Source organism: Streptomyces sp. Go-475 (assembly GCF_003330845.1).
Classification (GTDB): domain Bacteria; phylum Actinomycetota; class Actinomycetes; order Streptomycetales; family Streptomycetaceae; genus Streptomyces.
On record NZ_CP026121.1, the window covers coordinates 8,105,104 to 8,131,422 of the forward strand.

General features: G+C 73.6%; 17 protein-coding genes. 5 read left to right on the forward strand and 12 right to left on the reverse strand.

Annotated elements, in window-relative coordinates; genetic code table 11:
• Position 1 precedes the first annotated feature (1 nt).
• From C1703_RS36750 to C1703_RS36760, 3 genes are read left to right on the forward strand one after another with little or no spacing between them, the layout of a single operon-like run.
• Positions 2 to 904, forward strand: coding sequence for a carbohydrate ABC transporter permease (locus C1703_RS36750; RefSeq protein ID WP_114256890.1), 903 nt, complete (start codon positions 2 to 4; stop codon positions 902 to 904).
• A 53-nt stretch (positions 905 to 957) separates the two neighbouring features.
• A complete protein-coding gene (locus C1703_RS36755; protein ID WP_114256891.1) occupies positions 958 to 1,962 on the forward strand; it encodes a DJ-1/PfpI family protein in 1,005 nt (334 codons plus the stop codon).
• A complete protein-coding gene (locus C1703_RS36760; RefSeq protein WP_114256892.1) occupies positions 1,959 to 2,726 on the forward strand; it encodes a DJ-1/PfpI family protein in 768 nt (255 codons plus the stop codon). The genes C1703_RS36755 and C1703_RS36760 overlap by 4 nt, the downstream gene beginning before the upstream one ends.
• A 78-nt stretch (positions 2,727 to 2,804) precedes the next feature.
• Here the strand turns inward: C1703_RS36760 and C1703_RS36765 are convergent, their stop codons facing one another.
• From C1703_RS36765 to C1703_RS36775, 3 genes are all read right to left on the reverse strand, one after another.
• Positions 2,805 to 3,593 carry an ABC transporter permease gene (locus C1703_RS36765; protein WP_114256893.1) on the reverse strand — a complete coding sequence of 263 codons (789 nt, stop codon included), beginning with the start codon at positions 3,591 to 3,593 and terminating at the stop codon, positions 2,805 to 2,807.
• Positions 3,590 to 4,558, reverse strand: coding sequence for an ATP-binding cassette domain-containing protein (locus tag C1703_RS36770; protein WP_114256894.1), 969 nt, complete (start codon positions 4,556 to 4,558; stop codon positions 3,590 to 3,592). Before C1703_RS36770 ends, C1703_RS36765 begins: the two co-directional genes overlap by 4 nt.
• Positions 4,559 to 4,627: 69 nt before the next feature.
• Entirely contained in the window at positions 4,628 to 5,002 is a 375-nt protein-coding gene (locus C1703_RS36775) for a DUF4333 domain-containing protein (protein ID WP_157993209.1), read from the reverse strand.
• A gap of 263 nt (positions 5,003 to 5,265) precedes the next feature.
• Between C1703_RS36775 and C1703_RS36780 the strand changes: the two genes are divergently transcribed.
• Complete coding sequence (locus C1703_RS36780) at positions 5,266 to 6,003, forward strand: dienelactone hydrolase family protein (RefSeq protein WP_114256896.1); 738 nt, start codon at positions 5,266 to 5,268, stop codon at positions 6,001 to 6,003.
• A gap of 57 nt (positions 6,004 to 6,060) precedes the next feature.
• On the opposite strand, the gene C1703_RS36785 is transcribed toward C1703_RS36780, so the two are convergent.
• Together C1703_RS36785 and C1703_RS36790 are read right to left on the reverse strand one after the other, a co-directional pair.
• Positions 6,061 to 7,083, reverse strand: a complete 1,023-nt coding sequence (locus C1703_RS36785) for an alcohol dehydrogenase catalytic domain-containing protein (protein WP_114256897.1) — start codon at positions 7,081 to 7,083, stop codon at positions 6,061 to 6,063.
• 149 nt (positions 7,084 to 7,232) lie between these two features.
• On the reverse strand, positions 7,233 to 8,057 hold the full coding sequence (locus C1703_RS36790) for an IclR family transcriptional regulator (protein WP_114256898.1): 825 nt from the start codon (positions 8,055 to 8,057) through the stop codon (positions 7,233 to 7,235).
• Positions 8,058 to 8,106: 49 nt separating this feature from the next.
• Here C1703_RS36790 and C1703_RS36795 point away from each other — a divergent pair, with 49 nt between their 5' ends.
• The gene (locus C1703_RS36795; RefSeq protein ID WP_114256899.1) at positions 8,107 to 9,819 is read left to right on the forward strand and encodes an IlvD/Edd family dehydratase; all 1,713 of its coding nucleotides are present in this window, start codon (positions 8,107 to 8,109) and stop codon (positions 9,817 to 9,819) included.
• A 36-nt stretch (positions 9,820 to 9,855) separates the two neighbouring features.
• Here the strand turns inward: C1703_RS36795 and C1703_RS36800 are convergent, their stop codons facing one another.
• The 7 genes from C1703_RS36800 to C1703_RS40045 all read right to left on the reverse strand — a co-directional run bounded on the left by C1703_RS36800 (position 9,856) and on the right by C1703_RS40045 (position 26,182).
• Complete coding sequence (locus C1703_RS36800; protein WP_114256900.1) at positions 9,856 to 11,037, reverse strand: GTP-binding protein; 1,182 nt, start codon at positions 11,035 to 11,037, stop codon at positions 9,856 to 9,858.
• Positions 11,038 to 11,112: 75 nt separating this feature from the next.
• Entirely contained in the window at positions 11,113 to 12,399 is a 1,287-nt protein-coding gene (locus C1703_RS36805) for an MFS transporter (RefSeq protein ID WP_269803224.1), read from the reverse strand.
• Positions 12,400 to 12,699: 300 nt separating this feature from the next.
• Complete coding sequence (locus C1703_RS36810) at positions 12,700 to 15,177, reverse strand: transglycosylase domain-containing protein (RefSeq protein ID WP_232840704.1); 2,478 nt, start codon at positions 15,175 to 15,177, stop codon at positions 12,700 to 12,702.
• A 160-nt stretch (positions 15,178 to 15,337) separates the two neighbouring features.
• Positions 15,338 to 16,492, reverse strand: a complete 1,155-nt coding sequence (locus C1703_RS36815; RefSeq protein ID WP_114256901.1) for an NAD(P)/FAD-dependent oxidoreductase — start codon at positions 16,490 to 16,492, stop codon at positions 15,338 to 15,340.
• Positions 16,489 to 16,734 carry a helix-turn-helix transcriptional regulator gene (locus C1703_RS36820; protein ID WP_114256902.1) on the reverse strand — a complete coding sequence of 82 codons (246 nt, stop codon included), beginning with the start codon at positions 16,732 to 16,734 and terminating at the stop codon, positions 16,489 to 16,491. The genes C1703_RS36815 and C1703_RS36820 overlap by 4 nt, the downstream gene beginning before the upstream one ends.
• The gene (locus C1703_RS36825) at positions 16,734 to 17,225 is read right to left on the reverse strand and encodes a DUF2975 domain-containing protein (RefSeq protein WP_114256903.1); all 492 of its coding nucleotides are present in this window, start codon (positions 17,223 to 17,225) and stop codon (positions 16,734 to 16,736) included. The genes C1703_RS36820 and C1703_RS36825 overlap by 1 nt, the downstream gene beginning before the upstream one ends.
• 32 nt (positions 17,226 to 17,257) lie before the next feature.
• Complete coding sequence (locus C1703_RS40045) at positions 17,258 to 26,182, reverse strand: type I polyketide synthase (RefSeq protein WP_232840705.1); 8,925 nt, start codon at positions 26,180 to 26,182, stop codon at positions 17,258 to 17,260.
• Positions 26,183 to 26,319 lie beyond the last annotated feature (137 nt).

Consider the following 26,319-nt stretch of genomic DNA (forward strand, 5'->3'; position numbering starts at 1 on the left):
GATGACACTCCTGAAGGCCGAGGACACTCCTTCGCCTGTCCCTGCCCCTTCACCCGCGGCGCAACGCCGCAAGCGGGCGGCCCGCGTCCGTGCGTTCCTCAAGCACGCCGTGCTGATCGCCTTTGGGCTCGTGATGATCTACCCGCTGCTGTGGATGATCGCCAGCTCGATCAAACCCGACGCCCTGATCTTCCGCGAACCCTCCCTGCTGCCCACGGACACCGACTTCGGCCACTACGCCGACGGCTGGAACGCGCTGTCGCACCCGTTCGGTGTCTACCTGCTGAACTCGGCGATCGTCGTGCTGGGCGCGCTGCTCGGCAACCTGGTCAGCTGCTCCATGGCGGCCTACGCCTTCGCGCGGCTCAAGTTCCGCGGGCGGGCGTTCTTCTTCGGCATGATGATGGTGACCCTGATGGTGCCGATCTACGTCCTCATCATTCCGCAGTACGTGATGTTCTCGAAGATCGAATGGGTCAACACGTTCCTGCCGCTGATCGTCCCCAAGTTCCTGGCCACGGACGCCTTCTTCATCTTCCTGATGGTCCAGTTCTTCCGGGGTCTGCCCAGCGAGCTGGACGAGGCGGCCAAGATCGACGGAGCCGGTTACTGGCGCATCTACTTCCGCATCCTCCTGCCGATCTCGTTGCCGGCCCTGGCCACCACCGCGATCTTCACCTTCATCTGGACGTGGAACGACTTCCTGAGCCAGTTGATCTACCTGACCAAACCGGAACTCCAGACGGCGCCCGTGGCCCTGCGCAACTACGTGGACGCCACCAGCGGAGCCTCATGGGGATCCCTGTTCGCGATGTCCGTCGTCACACTGATCCCGGTCTTCATCGTCTTCCTCGTCGGCCAGCGCTACCTCGTCAAGGGAATCGCCACCACGGGAATGAAGTAGCCCTCGGCCCGGACCCGGCTTGCTCGGTCGCCCCCCTGCTGGTACCAGGGGCCATGACCACTGAGCGACGCGTCCTCATCGTTGCCTACGACGATGCCCAGATCCTCGACATCGCCTGTCCCAGCGGCGCGTTGGACATCGCCAACCGGTACGGCGCGCAGCCGCCGTACTCCATCGAGCTGGGGACTCTGGGCCGTCGGGCTGCCCGCAGCTCGGCGGGGATCGTGATGGGGGCGGCGCGGGGGCTGGAGACGGTGGCGGGACGCCTGGACACGCTGATCGTGGTGGGCGGTATCGGCTGCGAGGGCGCGGCGGCGGACGAGCGATTGCTCGGGCAGGTCCGTCGGCTCGCGGGACTCAGCCGCCGCGTGGCCTCCGTCTGCACCGGTGCCCATGTGCTGGCCGCGGCCGGACTCCTCGATCACCGGCGCGTGACGACCCACTGGGGATGGGGCGACCGGCTCGCCGAGTCCCATCCCGATGTGGCCGTGGACCCGAACCCCCTCTACGTACGGGACGGCAACGTCTACACCTCGGCCGGCGTCACCAGCGCGCTCGACCTGACACTGGCCCTGATCGAGGACGACCACGGCCCGACGCTGGCCCGCGCGGTCGCACGGGAACTCGTCACGCATCTGCACCGCCCCGCCGATCAGGCACAGATATCCATGTTCCTGGCCGCTCCACCGCCGGAAGACCGGCTCGTGCGGGACCTGACGGGCTACATCGCCGCACACCTCTCGGAGGACCTGACGCCCGCTGCCCTGGCAGCGCGGGCGGGGGTCAGCCCCCGGCATCTGAGCCGTCTCTTCCGCACGCACCTCGACACGACCCCGGCCCGGGCCGTGCGTGCGGCGCGCACCGAAGCGGCGGCGCACCTGGTGCGCTCCAGCGGGCTCTCCCTCGCGGCGATCGCCCGCCGCTGCGGCCTCGGGTCGGCGGAGACACTGAGGCAGGCGTTGCTGGACCACTACGGCATGACGGGGGACACGATGCGCAGGATGCCGGACATGCCGCCCGCACGCGCCGCGGGGCAGCGGAAGACTCCCGGCCCATGAGGCATGTGACGACACGCAGAAACGTACTGCGCGGGACCGTGGCGACCGTCGCGCTCACCGCGACCGCCGTGGCATCGACCGGAGGGGCACACGCCGCCACCTCGGGCGGCGGCACGGGGCCGAGCATCGGCATCCTGCTGTACGACGGCTACAGCCTGCTGGACCCCACGGGTCCGGCCGAAGTCCTCTCGCGGCTGCCGGACGCGACCGTGACGATGATCGCGGAGAAGCGCGGCGCGGTCCGCACGGACACCGGGGACGTGGCCGTGGTCGCCGAACGGTCCATCGCCGACGTCGACCGCCTCGACGTGCTGCTCGTGCCGGGCGCCGGCGACCGGGGCACCGTCGCGGCGATGAACAACCAGGCGCTCCTGCGCTGGATCCGCCGGATCCACCGGCACACGCGATGGACGACTTCCGTATGCACCGGCAGCATCGTCCTCGCGGCGGCCGGGCTGCTCGACGGAAAGCGGGCGACGACCTACTGGGCCTCCGCCGAGTACCTCCGGTCCACGTTCGACGTGACCTACCTGCCGCAGCGCTACGTACGCTCCGGGAACATCATCACCGCGGCCGGGGTGTCGGCGGGAGTGGACATGGCCCTGTACCTCGCGTCCCTGATCGCGGGCGACGAAACGGCCGAGGCGATCCAGCTCGCCATCGAGTACGACCCCCGGCCGCCCTTCGACTCCGGCAACGCCGCAGAGGCGAGTCCGGCATTGAAGGAGAAGGCGTTGCGACTGCTCGCCGCCTCTCAGGTCTAGTCACCGACAGCGCGTGCCGCGGGGGCCCGGACCGGCCCGCCGGCCGTGATCGTCGTCGATCACGGCCCAGCGTCCGGCTCAGGCGTCCCGCTTGGTGAACAGGGCTCCCCACAGGGCGAGCAGGGCGGCGCCGTAGGCGGTGAAGACCAGGCCGCCCGTGAGGGGCCGGAGCGGTGGCGGGGCGCCGTCGAAGGGCGGCTCCGACGTCACGGCCATCATCCGCTCGCCCGCGGTGAACGGCAGGTAGGCGGAGAGCGATCGCATCGAAGCGAACGCGTCCATCCCGAGGATCAGCGAGACGAGGCCTTCGATGATCATGGGGAGGATGATGAGCAGCACGATGGCCGCCGGGATGCCGCGGGTGATGCCGGCCAGCGTGAGCCCGAACAGCGCGCAGACCACGAGGAACACCACGTAGCCGGCGGCCACCCGGCCCATCGTGGCCGACATGAGCGCCTCCCCGGCGCCCGGTCCGCCCACCAGCAGGCCGATGGCCAGGCTCTCGGCGGCCAGGAGCGCCGCGACCACTGCCACCGCCGCGGCGACGACCAGGGTCTTGGCGGTCCACAGGTGCGTCCGGCGCGGGAACGCCGTCAGCGTGGTGCGGATCGTCCCGTACCGGTACTCGTGTCCCGTGGCGAAGACACCGATCAACCCCATGAAGACGAAGATCAGCGGGATCAGGCCGGTACCACCGCTGAGCGCCAGCGCCGCCGACTGGTCGTCGAGCGACCCGCCCCGGCTCTTGCCGTCCAGGGTGATCACGAGCGCCAACAGCCCCTGGGCGACGGCCGACATCCCGATCAGCCACCATGTGGACCGCAGGGTGCTGAGCCGAACCCATTCGTAGCGCAGTGCGCTGGTCATCGTGTTCCTTCCGAAGTGTCCGGGTGGCTCGCCGCGACGGCCGCCGTCATCGACCGGGGTGCGGCGGGATTCGCGACGAACTGCTCGGCGGAGCCGGTCGCTTCGAGGAACGCCTCCTCCAGCGTGGCCGTGCGTTCCGTGAGTTCGTGCAGCCTGATCTGGTGGGCGTACGCGAGCTCCCCGATACCCGCCCGGTCCGCACCGCTGACCGCGATCGCGGTGGCGTCCAGCCGTTCGGCCCCGGCGCCCTCGGCCCGGAGCAGCTCGGCGAGCCTGTCGACGTGCGGGCTCCGGACCACGACGACACTGCGGGAGCTCTTCGTCACGAAGTCGGCGACCGCTTCGTTCGCGATCGTCCGGCCCTTGCCGATCACCACCAGGTGGTCGGCCATCAGGGCCATCTCGGCGAGCAGGTGACTGCTGACGAAGACGGAACGGCCGGACGCGGCGAAGTCCTTGAGGAAGCCGCGCAGCCAGTTGACGCCCTGCGGGTCGAGCCCGTTGGCCGGCTCGTCGAGGATCAGCGTGTGCGGGTCGCCGAGCAACGCGGCCGCCAGGCCCAGCCGTTGGCCCATGCCGAGGGAGAAACCCTTCGGCTGCTTCTCCGCCACCGACCCCAGGCCGACCGTGTGGAGTACCTCGTCGACCCGCGTGACCGGCACGCCCGCGGCCGCGGCGAGCATCCGCAGGTGGCTGTGCGCCTTGCGCGTCGGGTGGAAGGCCTTCGCGTCCAGCAGCGTGCCCACCTCGCGCATCGGGTGACGCAGCTCCCGGTACGGCTTGCCGCTGAACAACGTCCGCCCGCCCCCGGCGTCCAGGCCGAGCATGAGCCGGATCGTCGTCGACTTGCCGGCCCCGTTCGGGCCGAGGAACCCCGTCACCCGGCCCGGGCGGACCTCGAACGAGAGGTCATCGACGGCGACCGTGGCGCCGTAGCGCTTGGACAGGCCCGTGGCTTCGATCATGCTCGCTCTCCCGCGGTGGTGCTGTCGTCGGTTCGGGCCGTGCCGGGCCCGGTCGGAAGCGCGCGCATGTCAGCGCTCGAACTTCCAGGTGACGCGGGGAGCCGCGGCCCCGGCGACGTCGACCACGCTCACCGGCACGGAGATCCGGGTGCCGCCGGACTTCGCCGTGCAGCTGATCTTCGTGTTCCGGACCGCCGCGAGGTCCGGGCACGAGACGTCGTCGATCTCCTTGCCGATCCACGGCAGCGGGTGGTACCAGGTCTCGATGTGCGTCGCCACGAGATCCCCGCTGAGGCCCGGGTGATCCTGCACCTCGGCGTACCCGCCGCCGGCGGGGTCGGCGGTGTTCTTCTGCACGTTCATGTCGGCGACGGCGACCGAGCCTGCCGCGCCGGCGCCGACGAGGGCGGCTGCCGCGACGGCGAAAATCATCTTGGTTCTCATGCTGACCTCCAGGCCGGGATGGGGACGGACACAACTCTCGCCGTCCGCACCCCGGGACCGCCTCGACCAAAAGGCCACGCCCCCTACGGGCCACGACGCCCCCGGTCGTCCTTTCGGCCGACCTGCCTGGGCTCACTCACAGGACCGATGCGGGGGTGACGTGCTGACGCGCGGTCGAGCGGCCGGTCCTCCTCGACAACGCTGTTCTGCCAGCAGCAGAGCGCCGGCCGGACCGGGCTCGATGATCACTACAGTCCCGTCTCATGACGACGATCACGACGCGTACGGTCGAGTACCCGGCCGACGGTTTGACGATGGTCGGGCACCTCGCGCTCCCGGCCGGTGTCGACCGCCGGCCCGCGGTGCTGCTCGGGCCGGAGGGCATGGGCCTCAGCGACGTCGAGCGCCGCCGGGCCGATGCCCTCGCCGAGCTGGGATATGTGGCGCTGGCCTTCGACCTTCACGGCGGGCGCTACTTGCGCGACCCCGAGGAGATGCTGGCCCGTTGCATGCCACTGCTCGCTGATCCCGACCGGATGCGGGGGATCGGCCGTGCGGCGCTCGACGTGTTGCGCGCCGAGCCCCGGACCGACCCCGACCGGATCGCCGCCGTCGGCTACGGCACCGGGGGCGCCATCGCGCTGGAACTCGGGCGAGGCGGCGTCGACCTGCGCGCGATCGGGACGGTCAACGCGACCACCACGGGCCGACCGGGCGAGGCGGCGCGCATCCGCTGCCCGGTGTGGGCGGGGGTCGGGTCGGAAGACCCGATCATGCCGCCCGCGCAACGGAACGCGTTCACCGCTGAGATGCGGGCCGCGGGCGTCGACTGGCGCCTCACGGTCTACGGCGGCGCCTTGCACGCCTTCCACCACCCGCCGGTCGACCACCCCGTGGTCCCCGGCGTCGGCTACCACCCGCGGCACGCGCGCCGAGCCTGGCGCGACGTCGTCGACCTGCTCGCCGAGTGCCTGCCCGTGACGGAGGACTTGGGGGCATGACCCGGGCAAACATCCTGGTGCCAGGCCTGGTCGGCGGTGCCCGCAACGGTGACGGCGTCAGACGCCTGGCCGGCGGGGGTCGATGTGGATCTTGGGGCCGGGGCCCGCGCCCGGCGGGCGGTCGCCCGCGAGGACCGGACCGGCCTCGGCGAGGCCGACCGTCGCGGCGACCAGGGGTCTGGGGTCGACCGTTCCGCTCGCGTAGGCGCGGATCGTGGCGTCCAGGCCGGGGGAGGCGGAGAGGACGCCGACCGCGGTGACGTCCTTGAGGGCGAGGGTGCGGGTGTCGATGCGGCTGGGTTCGCCGGCGAGTCCGATGCAGACGACACGGCCGCCCGGTTCCACCAGGTCGAGGGCGGTGGCGGGCAGGTGGGCGGCGTTCGAGGCGTCGATGACCGCGTCGAAGGGGAGGTCGGGGACGTCGTTCTCCCGCCATACGTGGTCGAAGCCGAGGGCGCGGGCGAAGGCGAGGGAACCGTCGGTCCGGCCCATGAGGTGGACTTCGGCGCCCGCGGCGCGGGCGAACATCGCGACGAGCAGGCCGATGGTGCCCGGCCCGAGCACCAGCACCCGGTCCTCGGGCCGCAGTCGGGCTGCCGAGGCGGCCCGCAGGGCGTTGCCTCCGGGCTCCACCAGGGCGCCGAGGGTGGCGTCGACGGTGTCGGGCAGGGCGTGCAGCGACGAGACCGGCACGGCGAGTCGCTCCGCCAGGGCGCCGGGCCGGTTCCCGCGGATGCCGACCTCCTGCCGTGTGGCGCACACGTGCTGCCGGCCGCGCAGGCAGCGGCGGCAGGTGCCGCAGCCGAGCATGGTGTCGCCCATGACACGCCGGCCGGCCCAGGCGGGGTCGACGCCGTCGCCGACCGCGGTCACGCGTCCGGCCCACTCGTGGCCCAGGCGCATGGGGTAGGAGGAGTGGCCCTGGTGGAGGTAGGCCATCTCGCCGGTGAAGAACTCGACGTCGGTACCGCACACACCGACCCGTTCGACGTCGACGACGGCCTCTCCGGGAGCCGGCTCCGGCGCGGGGACCTCCAGCACCTCGTACGTGCCGGGGGCGGTCAGGACGAACGCCCGCATCAGGCGGACCGTGGCGCGACGACGCCGGACGGCTCGACGTACGTCTCGTCGTCCACGCGGGCCACGGGCTCTTCGGCGCCGTGGGGGCCTGTGCGCCTGAGGTGCATGGGGCGATCTCCGGAGTGTCGGCGGGGCGTGGAGTCAGGGACTCATCGGTGCGGGCGCGCCAGCGGGCCGAGCGCGGCCCGGATCTCGTCGGCGGCTTCGGCCAGGGTGCGCAGGGGTGTGCGATAGGCCAGGGCGCTGACGCTCACAGCCCCGCTGGGTGCCGTGGGCGAGGCCGCGTAGACGGGAACCGCGAGACAGTTGACGCCGGGTTCGTTCTCCTGGTCGTCGAGGGCGTAGCCCTGTTCTGTGACGGTCCGCAGCTCGCTGTGCAGAGCCTCGGCCGTGCGGCAGGTGTGCCTGGTCCGGGGCTCCAGCGGCGAGTCGCCGATCCAGTCCCGGACCGCTTCCAGGGTGTCCAACCGGTGGGCCAGCAGCAGTTTCCCGACCGCGGTGGCGTGGGCGGGGTTGCGGCCGCCGATCGTCGAGGTCAGCCGGACGGCACCGGTGGGCGGGTCGACCTTGGCCCGGTAGACGATCTCCCGGCCGTCGAGGACCGCGTAGTGCGCCGTCTCGCCGAACCGGCGGGCCAGAGCCTCCAGTACCGGGCGGATGCGGACGTGCTCGGGGCGGGCCTCGTGGTGGGCGAAGGCCATGCGCAGGAACTCGTCCCCCAGCAGATACCGGCCGCGCGCGTCCTGCCCGGCCAGACCCGCGCGGCGCAGGGCGCCGAGGGCCCGGTGCACGGTCGGTTTCGGACTGCCGATCACCCGGGTCAGCTCCTCCAGGCCCACGCCCCCGGGGTAGCGGGCGAGTTCCTTGAGGACGGCGAGGACACGGTCGGACCCGACCAGACGACCGCCGGCGGCGGGTTCCGAAACGTCCCCGCCGCGGTCTGTCGGTCCTCCGGGGAGCTGCGTATCCTCCATGATGTTCCAGAGGTTAGACCCCCGTACCACGTACTGGAAAGAGGCGGGTGTGGAGCTGCGCAGCGCACAGTGGTACGCAGGTCAGGACCGCAACGCCTACATCCACCGGGCGTGGATGCGACGCGGCGTCCCGGGCGACGCCTTCGACGGCCGTCCGCAGATCGCCCTCGCCAACACCGCCTCGGACCTGACGCCGTGCAACGCCCACCTGACCGAGGTGGCCGCCTCCGTCCGCGACGGCGTGTACGAGGCCGGCGGCATCCCGCTCGAACTGCCCGTCGTCTCGCTGGGGGAGACCCAGATGCGGCCCACCGCCATGCTCTGGCGCAACATGGCGGCGATGGCGACGGAGGAGATGCTCCGGGCCAATCCGATCGACGGCGTGGTCCTGCTCGGCGGCTGCGACAAGACCATCCCGGCGCTGCTGATGGCCGCCGCCTCGGTGGACCTGCCCGCCGTCGTCGTGCCCGGCGGCCCGATGCTGACCGGCACCTTCCGCGGCCGGCCGCTGGGCTGCGGCACCGATGTGTGGCGGCTGTCGGAAGAGGTGCGGGCGGGCACCCTCTCCCAGGAGCAGTTCACCCGCTCCGAGTCGGCGATGATCCGCAGCCGCGGGCACTGCAACACCATGGGCACCGCCTCGACGATGGCGCTGGTGGCCGAGGCGCTGGGCACCGTCGTCCCCGGCGTCGCGGGCACACCTGCCCCGGACAGCCGGCTGCTGGAAGCCGCCCACGGGACCGGCCGCCTGGCCGTGGAGCTGGTCGCCGCCGACCGGCGCCCGGGCACCTTCCTGACGAAGGCGTCCTTCCACAACGCGATCGTCGCGCTGGCCGCCATCGGCGGATCGACCAACGCGGTCGTCCACCTCCTCGCCATCGCCGGCCGACTGGGCATCGACCTGACACTCGACGACTTCGACCGCGTCGGCTCCCGGGTCCCGGTGCTCGTGGACCTCCTCCCGGCCGGGCGTTTCCTCATGGAGGACTTCCACCGCGCCGGCGGCCTGCTCGCCGTCCTGCGCGAGGTCCGCGACCTGCTCGACCCCGAGGCGCTGACCGTCACCGGCCGCCCGCTGGTGACGTATCTGGACGAGGCCCCGATCTGGGACGGCGACGTCATCCGCACACGCGCCGAGCCCCTGGTGGCCGAGGGCGGCATCGCGGTGCTGCGGGGCAACCTGGCACCCGGCGGCGCCGTCATCAAACCGGCCGCCGCCTCCCCGCACCTGCTGCGCCACCGCGGCCGGGCCGTCGTCTTCGACAGCATCGAGGACTTCCACGCCCGCATCGACGACCCGGACCTCGACGTCGACGCCGGCTCCGTCCTCGTCCTGCGCGGCTGCGGACCCAAGGGGTACCCGGGCATGCCCGAGGTGTCCAACATGCCGCTGCCCAAGAAGCTGCTGGAGCAGGGCGTACGTGACATGGTCCGCGTCTGCGACGGCCGGATGAGCGGCACGGCCTACGGCACCGTCGTCCTGCACGTCGCGCCCGAGGCGGCGGCCGGCGGCCCCCTGGCCGTGGTGCGCACGGGGGACGTCATCAGCCTCGACGTCGCAGCCCGCCGCATCGACGTCGAGGTCCCCGCCGGCGAACTCGCCCGCCGCACCCCCGACGACGCCACCGTCGCCGGCTTCGCCCACCCGAGGCGCGGCTGGGAACGCCTCTACGTCGACCACGTCCTCCAGGCCGACGCGGGCGCCGACCTGGACTTCCTCGTCGGCTCCAGCGGCTCGGAGGTCAGCCGCGAGTCCCACTGACCTGCCGAGTCCCCGTGCCCTGCCCGGCCCGGAGTCTCAGGGCCGCGCCACGAGTTCGCCGTGCTCGGGGTGCTCGTGCTCGCAGGTGTCGTCGATGCCGTAGGTGTCCCAGGCGGGGAACGGATCGTCGGCCGGCAGGGTCTCGCCGTCCGCCAGCAGGCAGTCGGTGAGCGCGGCGTGGAGCGCCTCGGCGCTCAGGTCCGTGCCGATGAAGACCAGCTCCTGGCCTGCCGGACCGTCGGTGTCGCGGGCGGCGGAGGGCTCGAAGCGTGCGACGGAGCCGGCCTGGGACCACAGCCCCGTCACGTGCGGGCGGCTGGCCAGGGTGAAGAAGCCCTTGGAGCGCAGCACCTGGCCGTAGGCGCCGCTGTCCATCTCCTCGGTCACGAACCGCCACAACCGCCCTGGGTGGAAAGGCAGTTCGGAGCGGAAGACGGTGGAGGAGATGCCGTACTCCTCGGTCTCCGGGACGTGTTCGCCGTTGAGTTCCATGACCCAGCCGGGGGCCTGCTGGGCACGCTCCAGGTCGAACAGCCGGGTGCCGAGCACCTGCGCCAGCTCCACGCGTCCGTGGACGGCGGGCACGATCCGGGCCACCGGGTTGAGGCGCGCCAGTGTCGCCCGCAGCCGCTCGGCGGCGGCGTCGTCGACCAGGTCGAGCTTGTTGAGGACGATGACGTCGGCGAACTCGATCTGGTCCATCAGCAGGTCGCTGACGGTGCGTTCGTCGTCCTCGTACTGGTCGAGGCCGCGCTCGGCCAGCTCGTCGCCGGCGGCCAGTTCCGACAGGAAGTTGGCGGCGTCGACGACCGTGACCATGGTGTCCAGCCGGGCGAGGTCGCCCAGTGTGGCGCCGTCGTCGCGGGCGAAGGCGAAGGTCGCCGCGACCGGCATGGGTTCGGAAATGCCGCTGGACTCGATGAGGAGATAGTCGAAGCGGCCCTCCCGGGCCAGTCGGTCGACCTCCTCCAGCAGGTCGTCTCGGAGCGTGCAGCAGATGCACCCGTTGGTCATCTCGACCAGGCGTTCCTCGGTACGCGACAGCGCGGCCTCGCCGCCGCGCACCAGCGCCGCGTCGATGTTGACCTCGCTCATGTCGTTGACGATGACCGCGACGCGCAGCCCCTCACGGTTGCCGAGCACGTGATTGAGCAGCGTGGTCTTTCCCGCGCCGAGGAAACCGGACAGAACGGTCACCGGCAGCCGGTCGTGCCTCATCCCTGAACCTCCTCCGACGGGCGAGGAAGACGCTATATGAAAACGGATCCCGTTTCCAGTTGTGCTCTCGCGAGCTCAGTCGTGCGGGGCCGGAAGCTCCCGTCCCAGGCGGGCGAGTGGGGACAACGCGATGATCACGGGGGACAGCATCATGCCCGCCGCCGTCACCAGCAGGCTCGTGCGCAAGCCCCACTCCTCGGCGAGGAACCCGCCGGTCAGCGAACCGAGCGGGGTCATCCCCATGCCGACGAAGGTGATGGTCGCGGCCGCCCGGCCCTGCATCCCGTCCGGGGTGACGGCCTGCCGGACGGCCATGACCGTGACGTTCACCAACTGGCCGCCGCACCCGAACACGAAGCCCACCGCGAGGAGCGCGGGAACCGTCACCGCGGAGGAGCCCCGCAACGCGGGCACCCACAGGAACACACCGTCGCCGAGTGCCGCCGCGCCCACGAGCACCGCGCCGTGACCGAACCGGCCCGGCAGGCGCGCGGCCAGCAGCGAGCCCAGGAGCGCGCCCGGCCCCGCCGCCGTGAGCGCCAGCCCGACGACGGTGCCCGACAGGTGCAGTTCCCGCGGCAGGAAGAGCAGATAGACGGTCATCACGGCCGCGAAGGAGAACTGGAAGGCGGCCGAGGCCAGGCACACGGTCCGCAGCGCGGCGTCGCCGGCGACGAAACGCAGGCCCTCGTGAATGCGACGCCACACCCGACGGGCCTGCTCCGGGCGCTCCGGCACCGCTTCGGCTCGGCGGATCCGCCGGATCGACAGGAACGACAGCGCGAAGAACAGCGCGCCGGAGGCCGCGGCCAGAGGCGCCGACAGCAGGGACACCAGCGCACCGCCGAGAGCGGGGCCGCCGATCTGCGCCGCGGACCGGCTGCCCTCCAACGCGCTGTTGCCCGCCACCAGTCGGTCGCGTTCCACCAGCCGGACGACAGACGCCTGGTACGCCACGTCGAAGAAGACGGACAGGGCCCCGACGGCGAAGGCGAGCGCGAGCAGGGCGGGAAGGCCGAGCCAGCCGAGGAGAGCGGCCAGGGCGGCGGCGCCCAGGGCCAGGGCCCGGCCGGCGTCCGTGAGCACCATCGTCGTGCGGGTCCGCCACCTGTCCACCCACGCGCCGACGAAGAGCGAGAGCAACAGGATCGGCGCCTGCCCCACCGCGCGGAGCACGCCCAGCTGGCCGGGGCCGGTGTGGAGCGTCAGGACGGCGAAGAGCGGCAGGACCACCAGGGTCGTGTGTTCGCCGAGCTGGGAGGCCGTCTGACCCATCCAGAGCCTGCGGAAGTCGGCGTCCCGCCACAGGCTCGGCGGAACGGGCCGGTCGGAATCGGACACGGCGGAGGAAGCGGACGGCACGGGGAATCCCTTGTGGTTGCCGGCAACGAAACCCGCCACCGCGCACGACAGACGTGCACCGGCGGTTCGGGCAGGGGAAGGCTCGCTTTGCCGCAACACCAGGGGCAGCACGCGATGACAGGCCGGTCACGGCCGAAACGTCAACGCGCGCTCAGAACACCGACCATGTCTTCGCTCCTCGGAGTGACTCGCTGCGTGCGCACCCTAGCCGTCGACGGCCCGGCGCGAAAAGCGATTTCGCTCCCTACCGTTTCCACCGGTGACGGCGGCCTCCCGGACGCGGCCCGGCGGGTGAGGGCCTCAGTTCCGCGGACGCATCGACGGCCCGGGGGCCTCCCCCTGCCCCTGGCCTCCGGTTCCCGGGCCGAAGAGGCCGCCCGTGGTGCCGGTGCCGGTCTGCGACGGGGAGGGCGACGGGGTCGGGGAGGTGCACCCGCCGGGGATGTCGCTGCACGGCGTGAGGGACGGGGTGGGAGACGGGGCCGACGGGGTGGGGGAGGGGGTGGGGGACGCGCTGGGCGTCGGAGACGGGCCGGGGGACGGCGCGCCGTTCTCGTTCGCGCCCTGGCCGAGTTGCGGCGCGGCGGGGAAGGAGAGCACCGGCCGGCCCTGGAGGGCCGCGGTCATGTAGCCCAGCCAGACCTGGGTGGGCATGTCGGCGCCGAAGACCTTGCTGTAACCGCCGACCCCGGCCATCGACTGCAGGCCCGAGTTCTTCGGGTTCTCCTTGAACATGGCGACCGCCGTGGACAGTTGCGGCGTGTAGCCGATGAACCAGGCGGACTTGTAGTCGTCGGTGGTGCCGGTCTTGCCGGCGGCGGGCCGCCCGAGGGCGAGGGCGTTGGTGCCGGTGCCGTGCTTGACGACGTCCTGCAGGACGTCGGTGACGGTGTCGGCGGTCGAGGCGGGCATGGCCCGGGCGCCGGCGGGTGCCTGGAATCCGGGGAGCTGCTGACCCGCGTGCAGGACCTTGGTGACGGAGTACGGCTGGTGGCGCACGCCGTGGTCGGCGAACGTGCCGTAGGCGTCGGCCATCCGGATGGCCGACGGGGTGGAGGTGCCGATGTAGAAGCCGGCGGTGTCGTACTGCAGGGTGTTGCGCAGCAGACCGGCCTGCAGCGCCTCGTTCTCCACGTTGTCGTAGCCCACGTACTCCCCGAGCTGCACGTACGGCGTGTTGACCGACTGCTCCATCGCCTTGCGCAGGGTGATGTACCCCCACTTGGTGGGCGTGTCGTTCTGCTGGTGCAGCAGTCCGGTGGGGTCGCTGCCGTCGGGGAGGTACTGGCCCTGCTGGTTCTTGATCTTGATGCCGTCGTCGCCGTCGAACTTGCTCTCCGGTGTGATGGGCGACGGCGGTTGGCCGGGGGAGAGCACGGCGCCGTGGTCGAGCGCGGCGGCGAGGTCGAACGGCTTGAACGTGGAGCCGACCGGCACGCCGGAGCTGTCGGCGTTGTCGGTGTAGTGGCCCTTGTTCCACCCGTCCCCGCCGTACAGGGCGACGATGGCCCCCGTGGTCGGGTCGACGGAGGCGGCACCGACCTGCACGTTCCGGTCGGCCGCCCGGTGGCCGGGGTCCAGGTGCTGCTTGCGCATCGCCGCCACCGAGGAACTCAGCGCGGCCACATCGTGCTTGTCGAACGTCGTGTGGATCTGGTAGCCGCCCTCGTTCAGCTGCTCGTCGGTGATCGACGAGTGCTGTTCGACGTACTGCTCGGCGGTCTGCACCAGATAGCCGATCTGTCCGCTCATGGAGCCCCGTCCGCGCATCGGCCCGGGCGTCGGGAAACCGGCGTGCAGGTAACGGTCCTTCTGCGCCGCGCTGATCTTGCCGATGGCCGCCATCCGCCCCAGGACGTACTTCCAGCGGGCCACGGCCGGTGCCCGCTGCTGCGGGTCGTCGGCGTTCATCATCACGCTGGGCGCGTTCACCGTGGCCGCCAGGAACGCGCCCTGGCTGACGGACAGTTTCTCCACGGGAATGCCGTAGTAGGCCTCGGACGCCGCCTCGATGCCGTAGGCGCCCCGGCCGTAGTAGCAGGTGTTGAGGTAGCCCTGGAGGATCTGCCGCTTGCTGAGCTTCCCGCCGATCTTCAGGGAGATCATGATCTCTTCGAGCTTGCGCGAGAGGGTCTGGCTCTGGTTGAGGTACGCGTTCTTGACGAACTGCTGGGTGATGGTCGACCCGGACTGCACCTCACCGCCCTGCGCCATGTGGTAGACCGCCCGCAGGATGCCCTGCGGGTCGACGCCCGGGTCGGTGTAGAACGAGGCGTTCTCGGCCGCGAGGAAATCCCACTGGACCGCGGAGGGCACCTGGGAGAGGGTCACGTTCTGCCGGTCGACCTGGCCGACCTCCGCCATCTGGGAGCCGTCCGACCAGTAGAAGGTGTTCGCCTGTGTCTGCGTGTCCGGGTTGACGCTGGGAATGGACACGGTCGCGTACGCGTAGGCCACCGTGGCGAGCAGGCTGCCGCACACCGTCAGGAACAGTCCGGCCAGTTGCTTCCACGACGGCAACCAGCGCCGCACGCCGCGCCTGCCCGCCCGCGGATAGTCGACGATCCTGCGCTTGCCCGACGGCCGTCGCCGCGACGACGGCCCGGTGCTCCCCGAGGCGCCGCGTGTCCGCGGCCGGCCTTTCCCGCGCGCGGGCCGCCGGTTCGCCGTCCGGGCGGCCCTGCGCATCTCCGCACGCGTCATCCGGGCCTGCCCGTCCGCAGGGGGTGCGGCGTACTCGCCGCCCGGCCAGGACGGTTCGCTGCGGCCATCGCTCATTCTTGCTTGCCTTCGGTGAGATGCGGAGGGCATGAGCGTAAGCGGCCGCACCGGCGCGAGTCGGACCGTTTGGGCTGATGTTGACCGGCTCATCGGGCAGATATTCCGGTCTTCTTGCACTGTCTCTTGCATTGCCCCTTGCCGGCGAAGGGGCGCGTGATCAGCCGCGGGCAGGGGTGGGGAAGGACTTGTCGCCGAAGAGGACCCGGCCGGCGGCGGCCCGGCCGAGCGGGGTGCGCAGCAGGGTGAACGCCGCCCCCGCCACGGCCGGCGTGCGCACTTGGGCCAGGCCCCTGCGCAGCGTGAGCCGTCCTCGGAAGCGGGCGCGCAGAGCGGCACCGTCGTAGGAGGACAGCGCGTCCGGCCGCCCGGACCGCAGTGCGTCGTCGAGGACCTCGGCCGCGAACTCCGACAGCCGCAGGCACGGATCCAGTCCCCCGGCGGTGAGCGGGGAGACCGCGCCCGCCGCGTCCCCCACCAGAAGGCCGTCGGCACAGCTGATCCGGCGCAGCACGCCGCCGACGGGAATCGGGCCGCCGCGCCGCTCCACCGCCTCCGGCCGGTCCGCGGCGGCCAGGCCGGGTGCCGACGCGCTGAACCGCCGCAGCGCTTGGCGCAGTCCCTCCGGGAAGCGGTCCGGATAGCCGGCGACGCCGACGTGCGCGTGCCGCCCGTCGTCGACCACCCAGGCCAGGTAGCCGGGCGCGAGCGAGGGGTCGAGCACGCAGTGGAAGGTCGGCGGCTCGTCGTGCCCGGGCAGTTCGAAGACCTCCTCGGCCCCGACCAGCAGGTGGCGGTTCCGGTCGAGCCCGAGGTCCCGGGCGACGCTGGAGCGGGCCCCGTCGGCGCCGACGACGAAACGTGCCCGGACCACGGTCGGCCCGTCGCGGCCCACCAGGTGGAAGGTGCCGCCCCGGCGGCCGGCGTAGCGCGTGCCCAGGGCGATCCGGACGCCGGCGGCCGTCGCGGTGGCCGCCGTCGCCGTGTAGAGGGGCGCCATGTCGCCCACGCGGTACTCGTCGCGGGCGCTGACCAGGGTCACCGGGCGGCGCAGGTCGGGCGGGTAGAGGACGACCCGTCGGATCGGCGGGCCGAGGTGCTCGGGCGGCAGCGGGAAGTCGTCGAGCGTCTTCCGCACGAAGATGCCCGTGGTGCGGATCGCGCCGGCGAGACTGGTGCGCCGGTCCACCACGAGCACCTCGTGGCCCCGCCGGGCGAGGAGCGTGGCCGTGTGCAGGCCGGCCAGTCCCGCGCCGACGACGAGGACGTCGCTGCGGGCGGTGGCCCCGAGGCAGGAGGCGTCGGCCGGGTTCACAGCTGACGTCCCGCAGGCGTGGCCTCGTCCGCGAGGTGCTCGGCCTCCCAGCGCAGCAGGTCTCCCGGCTGGCACTCCAGCACCTCGCAGAGCGCGGCCAGCGTCGTGAAGCGCACCGCCTTGGCGCGGCCGTTCTTCAGGACCGCCAGGTTGGCGGGGGTGATGCCGACGCGTTCGGCGAGTTCGCCCACGGACATCTTCCGCTTGGCCAGCATCACGTCGATGTCGACGACGATCGGCATCAGATCACCTCGGCCAGCTCTGCCTGCATGCGGGCCGCCTCGACGTCGCGGGCGACGGCCTGGGAGAGCAGCATCCGCAGCACCAGCACGATCAGGGCGACCGCGAACACCGCCAGGGAGACGCCCCCCAGCAGGAGGACGATGCCCGGGGCCACGGCCTCGCCCGGAGCCAGCACCACACCCAGTGCGAAGACCAGGAGCGACGCCGCGACGAACGCGCCGATCACGATGTGCACGTACCGGAAGGCGCCGTCGGAGAACACGTTCCCGCGCCGCACCATCGTCACCAGCTGCCAGACGCAGACCAGCACGGTCTGGGCCGAGGCGATGCCCAGGACCACGATCAGCAGGATCGGGACCCGCCGGTCCGCGAGGACACTGCCCTCCATGTCGTCGGCCAGCAGCGCGACCATCACGGTCTGCACGAACAGCGAACCGGCGAGCAGCGCCACGAGCACGGCCCGCAGCGCAAGCACGGTGATCTTTCCCATCAATGCCCCTTCAATCGAAACGCGATGGAAATCTATCGAGATTCGATAGGAAGGGCAAGGGTGGGCCTCGCCCGCGCCTCGATCCAGGCGCGGATCGCCGACGCGGTGCTCCCGGCGTGTTCCCGCATCATCGTCAGGTGGTCGCCGGGGACGTCCACGACGTCGTGCGCCGTCGGCCAGGACGTGCGCCAGCCGTCACCGTCGGCGGAGTCGGCCATGGCGGGCGTGGGCCGCAGTGCGCGCACGAGGAGCGTGGGCGTGGTGACCGGCTCGGGCGTCCAGCCGAGGAAGATCCGGTTGTACGCCCCCACCGCGGCCAGGGTGCTGTCGTCGTCCCCGGCGACGTCGGGCTGCCCGGTTCCCCGCGGCGGGGGAGCGGCCAGGGACACCAGCCAGTCCGTGCCGCTGTTGTCCGGCGTGACGTGGTACGTGTCCAGCAGCACCAGGCCGGACGCCGCCCGGCCCATGCCTTCCAGCCGGTGGGCCACGAGGTGCGCGACGTTGCCGCCCGCGGACCGCCCCACGATCACGAAAGGCCCGTCTCCGACGTGCCGCAGGACGGCCCCGGCCTGCGTGTGCGCCAGCGCGGCGAGGTTCTCGGGTACGGCCGTCCCGGCGCCGATCCCGGGATGCGGGAACTCCAGGACGTCGAGATCGTCCCCGAGGGCACGGTGGAAGCGGGGGAAGTCCCCGCCGTCCGAGGGGAGCGAGGGGTGGTAGGCCGGGAAGTAGACGATCGCCGGCCGTCCGGGGCCGGGCCGTCCGGAGCCGGGCCGGGCGGGGGAGCGGCGGATCGGGGGCAGCGCGTGCTCGTGGCCCCGCGCGGCCGGGAAGGTGGGCAGGGCCCAGGACGCGGTGACGAGCAGGTGCATCGCGGCCACCGGTTGCCCGGCAGCCCGGACGTTCCGGAACAGCGAGGACAGGGTGTGGGCGGGCCGCGACCCGGGCCCCGCGGTGGCCGGGACGGCTTCGCGGGTGGTTGCGGTGGTGGGGTCCGTGACCTCACGGGCGGCTGCGGTGATCGGGCCCGTTTTCTCGCGGGCGGCTGCGGTGATCGGGCCCGTTTCCTCGCGGGCGGCCGTGGCGGTCGCGGTGCGCGCGGCAGTCGGCTCGGTGGGCGACGCGGTCGGCTCGGTGGCCGCGGCGGTCGGCTCGGTGGGCAGCAGGCCGAGCAGGTGGCGGGCCAGGTCCTCCGCCGTGCGGTGGTCGAACACCACGCCCACCGGCAGCCGGAGCCCCAGCGCGGTGCTCAGCCGGTTGCGCAGCTGCACCGCCGTCAGGGAGTCGAATCCCAGCTCGGCGAGGGACCTGCCGGGCGGCAGCGCGTCGGCGTGCGGGTAGCCGAGCACGTCGGCCACATCGGCGCGCAGCAGTTCCGTGAGCGCCGCCCGCCGGTCGCTCACGGGCAGCCGGTCCAGCCGCGCCCGCCAGGCCCCCGGCTCCGGCGTCCGCCCGGCACCTCCGGGAGAACCGGACGCCATCGCCGTCGCCGTCGCCGTCGCCGCGGCGGCCGGCCGGTTCGGGCGGACGATGCCCCGCAACGGCGGTGGCAGCGGCCCTCCCGGGGACCGCAGCGCGGCGCGGTCCAGCAGGACCGGCACCAGGACCGGCTCGCTCGTGCGCACCGCGGCGTCGAACAGGGCCAGGCCCTGCCGCGTGGACAGCGGCATCAGCACGTCACGCGACCTGGGCCGCATCGGGGGCTGCCCCGCCGCCATGCCGCCGGTGTGCTCCCACGGGCCCCACGCCAGCGAGAGCGCGGGCAGTCCCTCGGCGGCGCGGCGCAGGGCGAGGGCGTCGAGGAAGGAGTTCGCGGCCGCGTAGTTGCCCTGGCCGGCCCGGCCCAGCAGACCGGAGACGGAGGAGAACACGACGAACGCCGACAGCCCCGAGTCCCGGGTGAGTTCGTGGAGATGCCAGGCCGCGTCCGCCTTCGGCCGCAGCACGGCGGCCATCCGCGCGGGCGTCAGCGAGTCCAGCACGCCGTCGTCGAGGACCCCGGCCGCGTGCACCACGGCCGTCAGCGGCGGTTCCGCGCGCCGGACCACCTCGGCCAGGGCGGCACGGTCGGCGGCGTCACAGGCGACGATGCCGACCCGTGCCCCCGACTCCGCCAGCTCGGCGCGCAGTTCCTCGGCCCCGGGCGCCCGCGGTCCACGGCGTGCGGTGAGCAGCAGATGCCGTACGTCGTGCGCGGTGACCAGGTGACGGGCGAGTTCGGCGCCGAGCGCCCCGGTGCCCCCGGTGATGAGCACCGTGCCGTCCGCGCCGAAGGCGGCCCCCGCGTCCGCGACCTCGTGGACGGCGGCCAGTGCGGGAACCGTCACCCGCCCGTCCCGCAACCGCAGTTGCGGCTCGCCGGTGGCGACGGCCGCGGGCAGCAGCCGCAGCGACTCGGGCCGCCCGTCCACGTCGACCAGGACGACCCGGCCGGGCAGCTCCGACTGGGCCGTGCGCACCAGTCCCCAGACCGCCGCCCCCGCCAGATCCGGCACCGGCGCGGTGGCGTCCCGCGTCACCACCACCAGCCGTGAGCCCGCCGCGCCCGGATCGTCCTGGAGGTCCTGGAGCGTCGCGAGCACCCTGCCGGTCAGCTCGTGCACGGCCGCCGGCGGATCGGGGGCCGTCGCGCGGGCCACGGCCGTGACGGCGACGAACTCCGGTTCCCCGGCGCCGGGCAGGAACGCGGCGAGGCCGAGCTCGTCCGGCCCGCGCACCGCCCAGGCGCGACGATCGTCGACGCCGCCGGAGAGTTCGATGGCGGTCCATTCCGGGCGCAGCAGAGACCCTCGTACGACGTCCTTCGCCAGGCCGGCCCGCTCGGCCGGGAGTTCCCTGGTGGTCAGGGAGTCCACGCGGGCCACGAGCCGGCCCGCCGGGTCGGTGAGGGTGAGCGAGACGGTGTCCGCGCCGGTCCGGGTCGCCCGGACCCGTACCTCCGTGGCCCCGGAGGCGTACAGGCGCACCCCGCTCCACGCGAACGGCACCCGGATCGCGCTCGCGTCGGCGGGCGCGGCCAGCAGCGGCGCGTGCGACGCGGCGTCGAACAGCGCCGGATGGAGCCCGAAGCGGCCCGCCTGCGCGGCGTGCGGCGCGGGCAGCCGGACCTCCGCGAAGACGTCGTCGCCGCGACGCCAGACGGCGCCGGCGCCCTGGAAGGCGGGCCCGTACGCGAGTCCCGCATCGGCGAGGGCGGCGTACGCTCCGCTGAGGTCCACCGCCTCGGCGCCCTCGGGCGGCCACGGAACCGGCTCGTCCTCGGCGGCGCGGCCGCGGCCCAGCTGCCCGGAGACGTGCCGGGTCCACGGGACCTCCTCGGCGGACTCCTCCGGCCGGGCGTAGATGTCGAGCGGCCGGCGGCCCGAGTCGTCGGGCGCACCCACCACGACCTGGACACGCACCCCTGCGGCGCCGGGCAGGGCGAGCGGCGACAGCACCACGAGGTCGTCGACCGCGTCGCAGCCCACCTCGTCGCCCGCCCGCACGGCCAGCTCCACGAACACCGTCGCCGGTACGATCACCCGCCCGGCGACGACGTGGTCCGCGAGCCAGGGGTGGGCCGCGCGGGACAACAGCCCGGTCAGTACCGTCCGCCCGGTGTCCGACACGGGGAAGGCCGGGCCCAGCAGCGGCTGGGCGTCGGGCGCGTCGGGCGCCGGGAGGGGTTCGTCGAGCCAGTAGCGCTGCCGCTGGAAGGCGTACGTCGGCAGGTCCACCCGCCGCGCGCCGGGACGCGCGTACACCGCCTTCCGGTCGACGGCGGCCCCGGCCACGTGCAGCCGCGCCACGGCCGACAGGAGCGTCTCCGGTTCGTACGCACCGCCCCGGGTGGCCGCGGCGAGCACGGGACCGTTCGTCGCCGCGCCGGGCAGGCAGTCGGCGACCGCCGCGGTGAGCGCCGGCCCCGGACCGAGTTCCAGGAAGGCGGAGACTCCGTCCGCCGCGAGCCGGTGCACCGCGTCCGCGAAGCGCACGGGCAGCCGGGCGTGCCGCGCCCAGTACTCGGGGGAGCACAGGTCCGCGGCCTGTGCGGGCCGGCCCGTCACGGTGGAGACGACCGGGATGCGCGGCGGCCGGAAGTCCAGCTCCTCGGCGACGCGCCGGAACGCGTCGAGCATCGGCTCCACCAGCGGCGAGTGGAAGGCGTGGCTCACCCGCAGCGGCACGGCCCGGCGGCCCTCCGCCTCGAAGCCGGCCGCGACCGCCCGTACGGCGGTATCCGCGCCCGAGATCACCACTGAGCGGGGCCCGTTGACGGAGGCGATCGCGACCCGGAACCCGAACTCGGCCGAGCTCGACTCGGCCGGGCTCGACTCGCCCATGTGCGACTCGTCCAGGCGCGACAGGACTTCCTCCTCCGTCGCGTCCAGTGCCACCATCGCGCCGCCCTCGGGCAGGGCCTGCATCAGCCGGCCGCGCGCCGCGACGAGCGTCGCCGCGTCGGGCAGATCCAGCACACCGGCGACGTGCGCGGCCGCCAGCTCGCCGACGGAGTGGCCCACCAGCCGGTCGGCCCGCACGCCCCACGACTCCAGCAGCCGGAACAGGGCCACCTCGAAGGCGAACAGTCCGGCCTGGGCGAAGTCCGTACGGTCCACCAGGGCCGCCTCCGGTGAGCCCGGCTCGGCGGACAGCACCACGCCGAGCGGCCGGGGGAGACGGTCGTCCAGGTGCCGGCACGCCTCGTCGAAGGCCGCGGCGAAGACCGGGAAAGCGGCGCGCAGTTCGGCACCCATCCGCGGGCGCTGGGAGCCCTGTCCGGTGAACAGGAACGCCGTACGGACCTCCGGGTCCGCCACCCCGTGGACGACTCCCGGCGCGCTCCGGCCCGCCGCGAGGGCGCGCAGTGCCTCCAGCATGCGGGTCCGGTCACCACTCGGCACGAGTGCCCGGTGGGCGAGGGCGCCGCGCGACACCGCCAGCGAGTAGCCGATGTCGGCGGTCAGCAGCTCCGGCCGACGCGCCACCGCACTCGCGAGCCGTCCGGCCTGGGCGCGCAGGGCGGTCTCGTCGGCGGCGGAGAGCAGCCACGGGGCGGGCCGGTCCGAGGCCGGCTCAGGAGAAACGGCCGCGCCGGGCGCCGCATGCCCCGGCCTGGCGGAGCCGGCCGCCTTCGGGGCCGCGTGTTCCGGCCGGGCGGAGCCGGCCGTCCCGGGTGCCGCATGGCCCGGCCTGGCGGAGCCGGCCGCCTTCGGGGCCGCGTGTTCCGGCCGGGCGGAGCCGGGCGTCCCGGGTGCCGCATGGCCCGGCCTGGCGGAGCTGGCCGCCTTCGGGGCCGCGTGTTCCGGCCGGGCGGAGCCGGGCGTCCCGGGTGCCGCATGGCCCGGCCTGGCGGAGCCGGCCGCCTTCGGGGCCGCGTCCCCCGGTCGGGCGGAAACAGCCGCCTCCGGGGCCGCGTGCTCCGGTCGGGCGGAAACAGCCGCCCCGGGCGCCGCATCCCCCGGCTCCGGGGAAACAGCCGCCCCCGGGGCCTCTTCCAGGATCACGTGGGCGTTGGTTCCGCCGATTCCGAAGGCCGAGACCCCCGCGCGCCGCGGTCGGGTCGAGGCCGGCCAGGGCCGGGGGGCCGTCAGCAGTTCCACCCGGCCCGAGGACCAGTCGACGTGCGGCGTGGGCGACTCGGCGTGCAGGGTCCGCGGCAGCTCCCCGTGCCGCATGGCCTGCACCATCTTGATGACGCCGGCGACTCCGGCCGCCGCCTGCGTGTGCCCGAGGTTGGACTTGACCGACCCGAGCCACAGCGGCTCCTCCCGGCCCTGCCCGTACGTGGCCAGGACGGCCTGCGCCTCGATGGGATCGCCCAGCGTGGTGCCCGTGCCGTGGGCCTCCACCGCGTCCACGTCACCGGGGCGCAGCCCCGCGTCCGCCAGTGCCTGCCGGATCAGCCGCCGCTGAGCGGGGCCGTGGGGCGCGGTGAGCCCGTTGGACGCGCCGTCGGAGTTGACGGCGGAGCCGCGGAGCACGGCCAGCACCGGATGGCCGTTGCGCCGTGCGTCCGACAACCGCTCCAGCAGCACGAGCCCCGCACCCTCGCCCCAGGCCGTACCGTCCGCCGCCGCCGAGAACGACTTGCAGCGCCCGTCCGGCGACAGCCCGCGCTGCCGGCTGAAGGCGAGGAACGACTTGGGCGTCGCCATCACCGTGACTCCGCCGGCCAGCGCCAGCGAGCACTCGCCCGAGCGCAGCGCCCGCGCCGCCCAGTGCAGCGCCACCAGCGAGGACGAACACGCGGTGTCGACCGTGATGGCGGGACCGCGCAGACCGTACACGTACGACAGCCGCCCGGAGGCCACACTGCCCGTCGAACCGAGCCCCAGGTGCGCCTCCAGCTCCTGGGGACGGGTGAGGCGGGTGGCGTAGTCGCCGTACATCACGCCGACGAACACACCGGTGTCGCTCTCGCGCACCGACGCCGGGTCGATCCCGGCCCGCTCCCACACCTCCCAGGACGTCTCCAGGAGCAGCCGCTGCTGCGGATCCGTCGCGAGCGCCTCTCGCGGCGAGATCCCGAACAGCCCGGCGTCGAACTCCGCGGCACGGTGCAGGAACCCGCCGTGCCGCGTGTACGACGTGCCGATCCGGTCGGGATCGGGGTCGTACAGGGCGTCCAGGTCCCAGCCGCGGTCGGCCGGGAACTCCGAGATGGCGTCCCGCCCCCGCGACACCAACTCCCACAGGTCCTCGGGGGATTCGACGTCACCGGGGTAGCGGCAGGCCATGGCGACGATGACGACGGGATCGTCCTCGGCGGGCCCGTCCTGTCCGCCCTCCGGCCCCGGGCGGTCCTCGGGCCGGGCTTCGAGGAGCGCGACCCCCAGGTACCGGGCGACCGCCTCCGGCGTCGGGTGGTCGAAGACCAGCGTCGACGGCAGGTCCAGGCCGGTCAGCGCGGTGAGCCGGTCCACCAGTTCGACGGCGCCGACGGACGTCATGCCGAGATCGGCGAAGGGGCTGTCCGGGCCGGGCGGTTCGTCCGGGGCGAGCCGGCACACCCCGGCCGTCTCGGCGAGCACCGTCTCGCGCAACGCGCGCTGCCGGTCGTCCCGCGACAGCGACAGGAGCCGCTCACGCAGGGTGGTGGACATGGTGCCGACGACGGCCTCGTGCGGGGCGGTGGGCGTGGTGTCGGCGGTGGTGGCGGTGGCCTCGTGCGTGGCGGTGGGCGTGGTGCGGGCGGTGGGGGCGGTGGCCTCGTGCGCGGCGGTGGGCGTGGTGCGGGCGGTGGGGGCGGTGGCCTCGTGCGGGGCGGTGGGCGTGGTGCGGGCGGTGGGGGCGGTGGCCTCGTGCGCGGCGGTGGGCGTGGTGCGGGCGGTGGGGGAGGCGGCCTCGTGCGGGGCCGTGGGCCCGGTGCCGTCCGTGCGGGAAGCGGTCCGCGCCGGGGCGTTCAGGGCGTGCCGGGCGATCTTGCCCGACGCGGTGCGCGGGACGGCGGTGATCTCGCGGATCCGGGCCGGCACCTTGTAGTCGGCCAGGAGGTCCCGGCACGCGGCGAGCACCCGCCGGGGATCCATCCCGTCCGGGCCCGGTACGACGAAGGCGACCGGCACCTCACCGAGCACGTCGTGCGGCTCCCCCACGACCACGGCGTCGGACACGCCGGGACACCGCAGCAGGGCCTGCTCGATCTCCGTCGGGTGGATGTTCTCGCCGCCCCGGATGATCAGCTCGCCGACCCGCCCGGTGAGCCGCAGGTGGCCGTGCTCGACGCGGCGGCCGAGGTCCCCGGTGCGGTACCAGCCGTCCCGCAGCGCGGCGGCAGTCGCCTCTGGCCGGCCGTGGTAACGGGTCATCAGGCCGGGCGAACGCACCCAGACCTCGCCCTCCTCACCGTCGGGGACGTCCGCGCCGCTCCCCGGATCGACGACACGCATCTCCACCCCCGGCACGGGCGGCCCGCAGGAACCGTCGACCCGGGGCCCCTCGGGCCGATTGACCGCGATCATGCCGCAGGTCTCGGTGCTGCCGTACGCGTCGAGCAGCGGTGCTCCCAGGGTCTCCTCCACGGCCGCGCGCAGCGCGGGACCACTCGGCGCGCCCGCCACGAGGCACAGCCGCGGCGCCGGCGGGGCCGCACCGGCCGAGCCGACCAGCCCGTGGTACGTCGCCGGCACGCCGGCCAGCAGGGTGAAGGGACCGCCGAGTTCCTCGTACGCCGTGAGCAACTCCCGCCGCAGACCACCCGGCGCCGGCAGCTCCCCGGCGATCCTCGCGCTCGCGCCCACCGCCGTCACGCCCAGGATCGCCAGCGAATGGCTGAAACTGTGGAACAGGGGGAGCGGCCACAGCAGCCGGTCGTCGGACGAGAGACCGAACACCGGCGCGTAGCAGGCGGCCACGGACCACAGCGCGGCCCGCTGTGTGGACAGCACGCCCTTCGGCCGGTGGGTGGTGCCCGAGGTGTAGAGCATCCAGGCCGGATCGTCGAGGCCGAGCGCGTCGATCCCGACGGTCGCGTGGCTCTCGGTCCCGTCGCCCTCGGACCCGCCGCTCACGTCCGCGCCGCTCTCCGCCGCGCTGCCGAGCAGCTGGACGTCCGCCGGGACCGGGCCGGCCCCCGCGACCAGGACGCCCAGGCCGTCGTACGGCGGTCCCAGGCGCCGCAGCCGGGCGAGGCGCGGGGCGTCCGTGATGACGAACGCGGCACCGCTGTCCTGGAGGAAGTGGGCCAGTTCGGCGTCCGAGGACCGCGGGTCGAGCGGGACGCCGACCATCCCGGCCCGCAGGACGGCGAGGCAGCTCTCCACCGTCTCCACACGGTTGCCGAGGCAGATCGCGACACGGTCGCCGCGGCGCAGCCCCGTCCCGACGAGGTACGCCGCCAGGCCCCGGGTGCGCCGCTCCAGCGCGCCGTAGGTGACGCTGCGCGAGGAGTCGGCGTACGCGACCCGCTGCGGCGCCGCCCCGGCGTGCTCCTTCAACAGGTCCGCCACCGGCCTGATCAGCTCGTCACGCCCCATGTCCCCCGCCCTCCAAATCCCCGGCCGCACAACGATGTTGAGCGTACGCGGACGCGCCGGCGACGACCTCCGGACGACACCGGGTCGGAGGTGGTGAAACACGGGTGAAAACCCTGTGGAAGCGGTGTCGGTGGGGG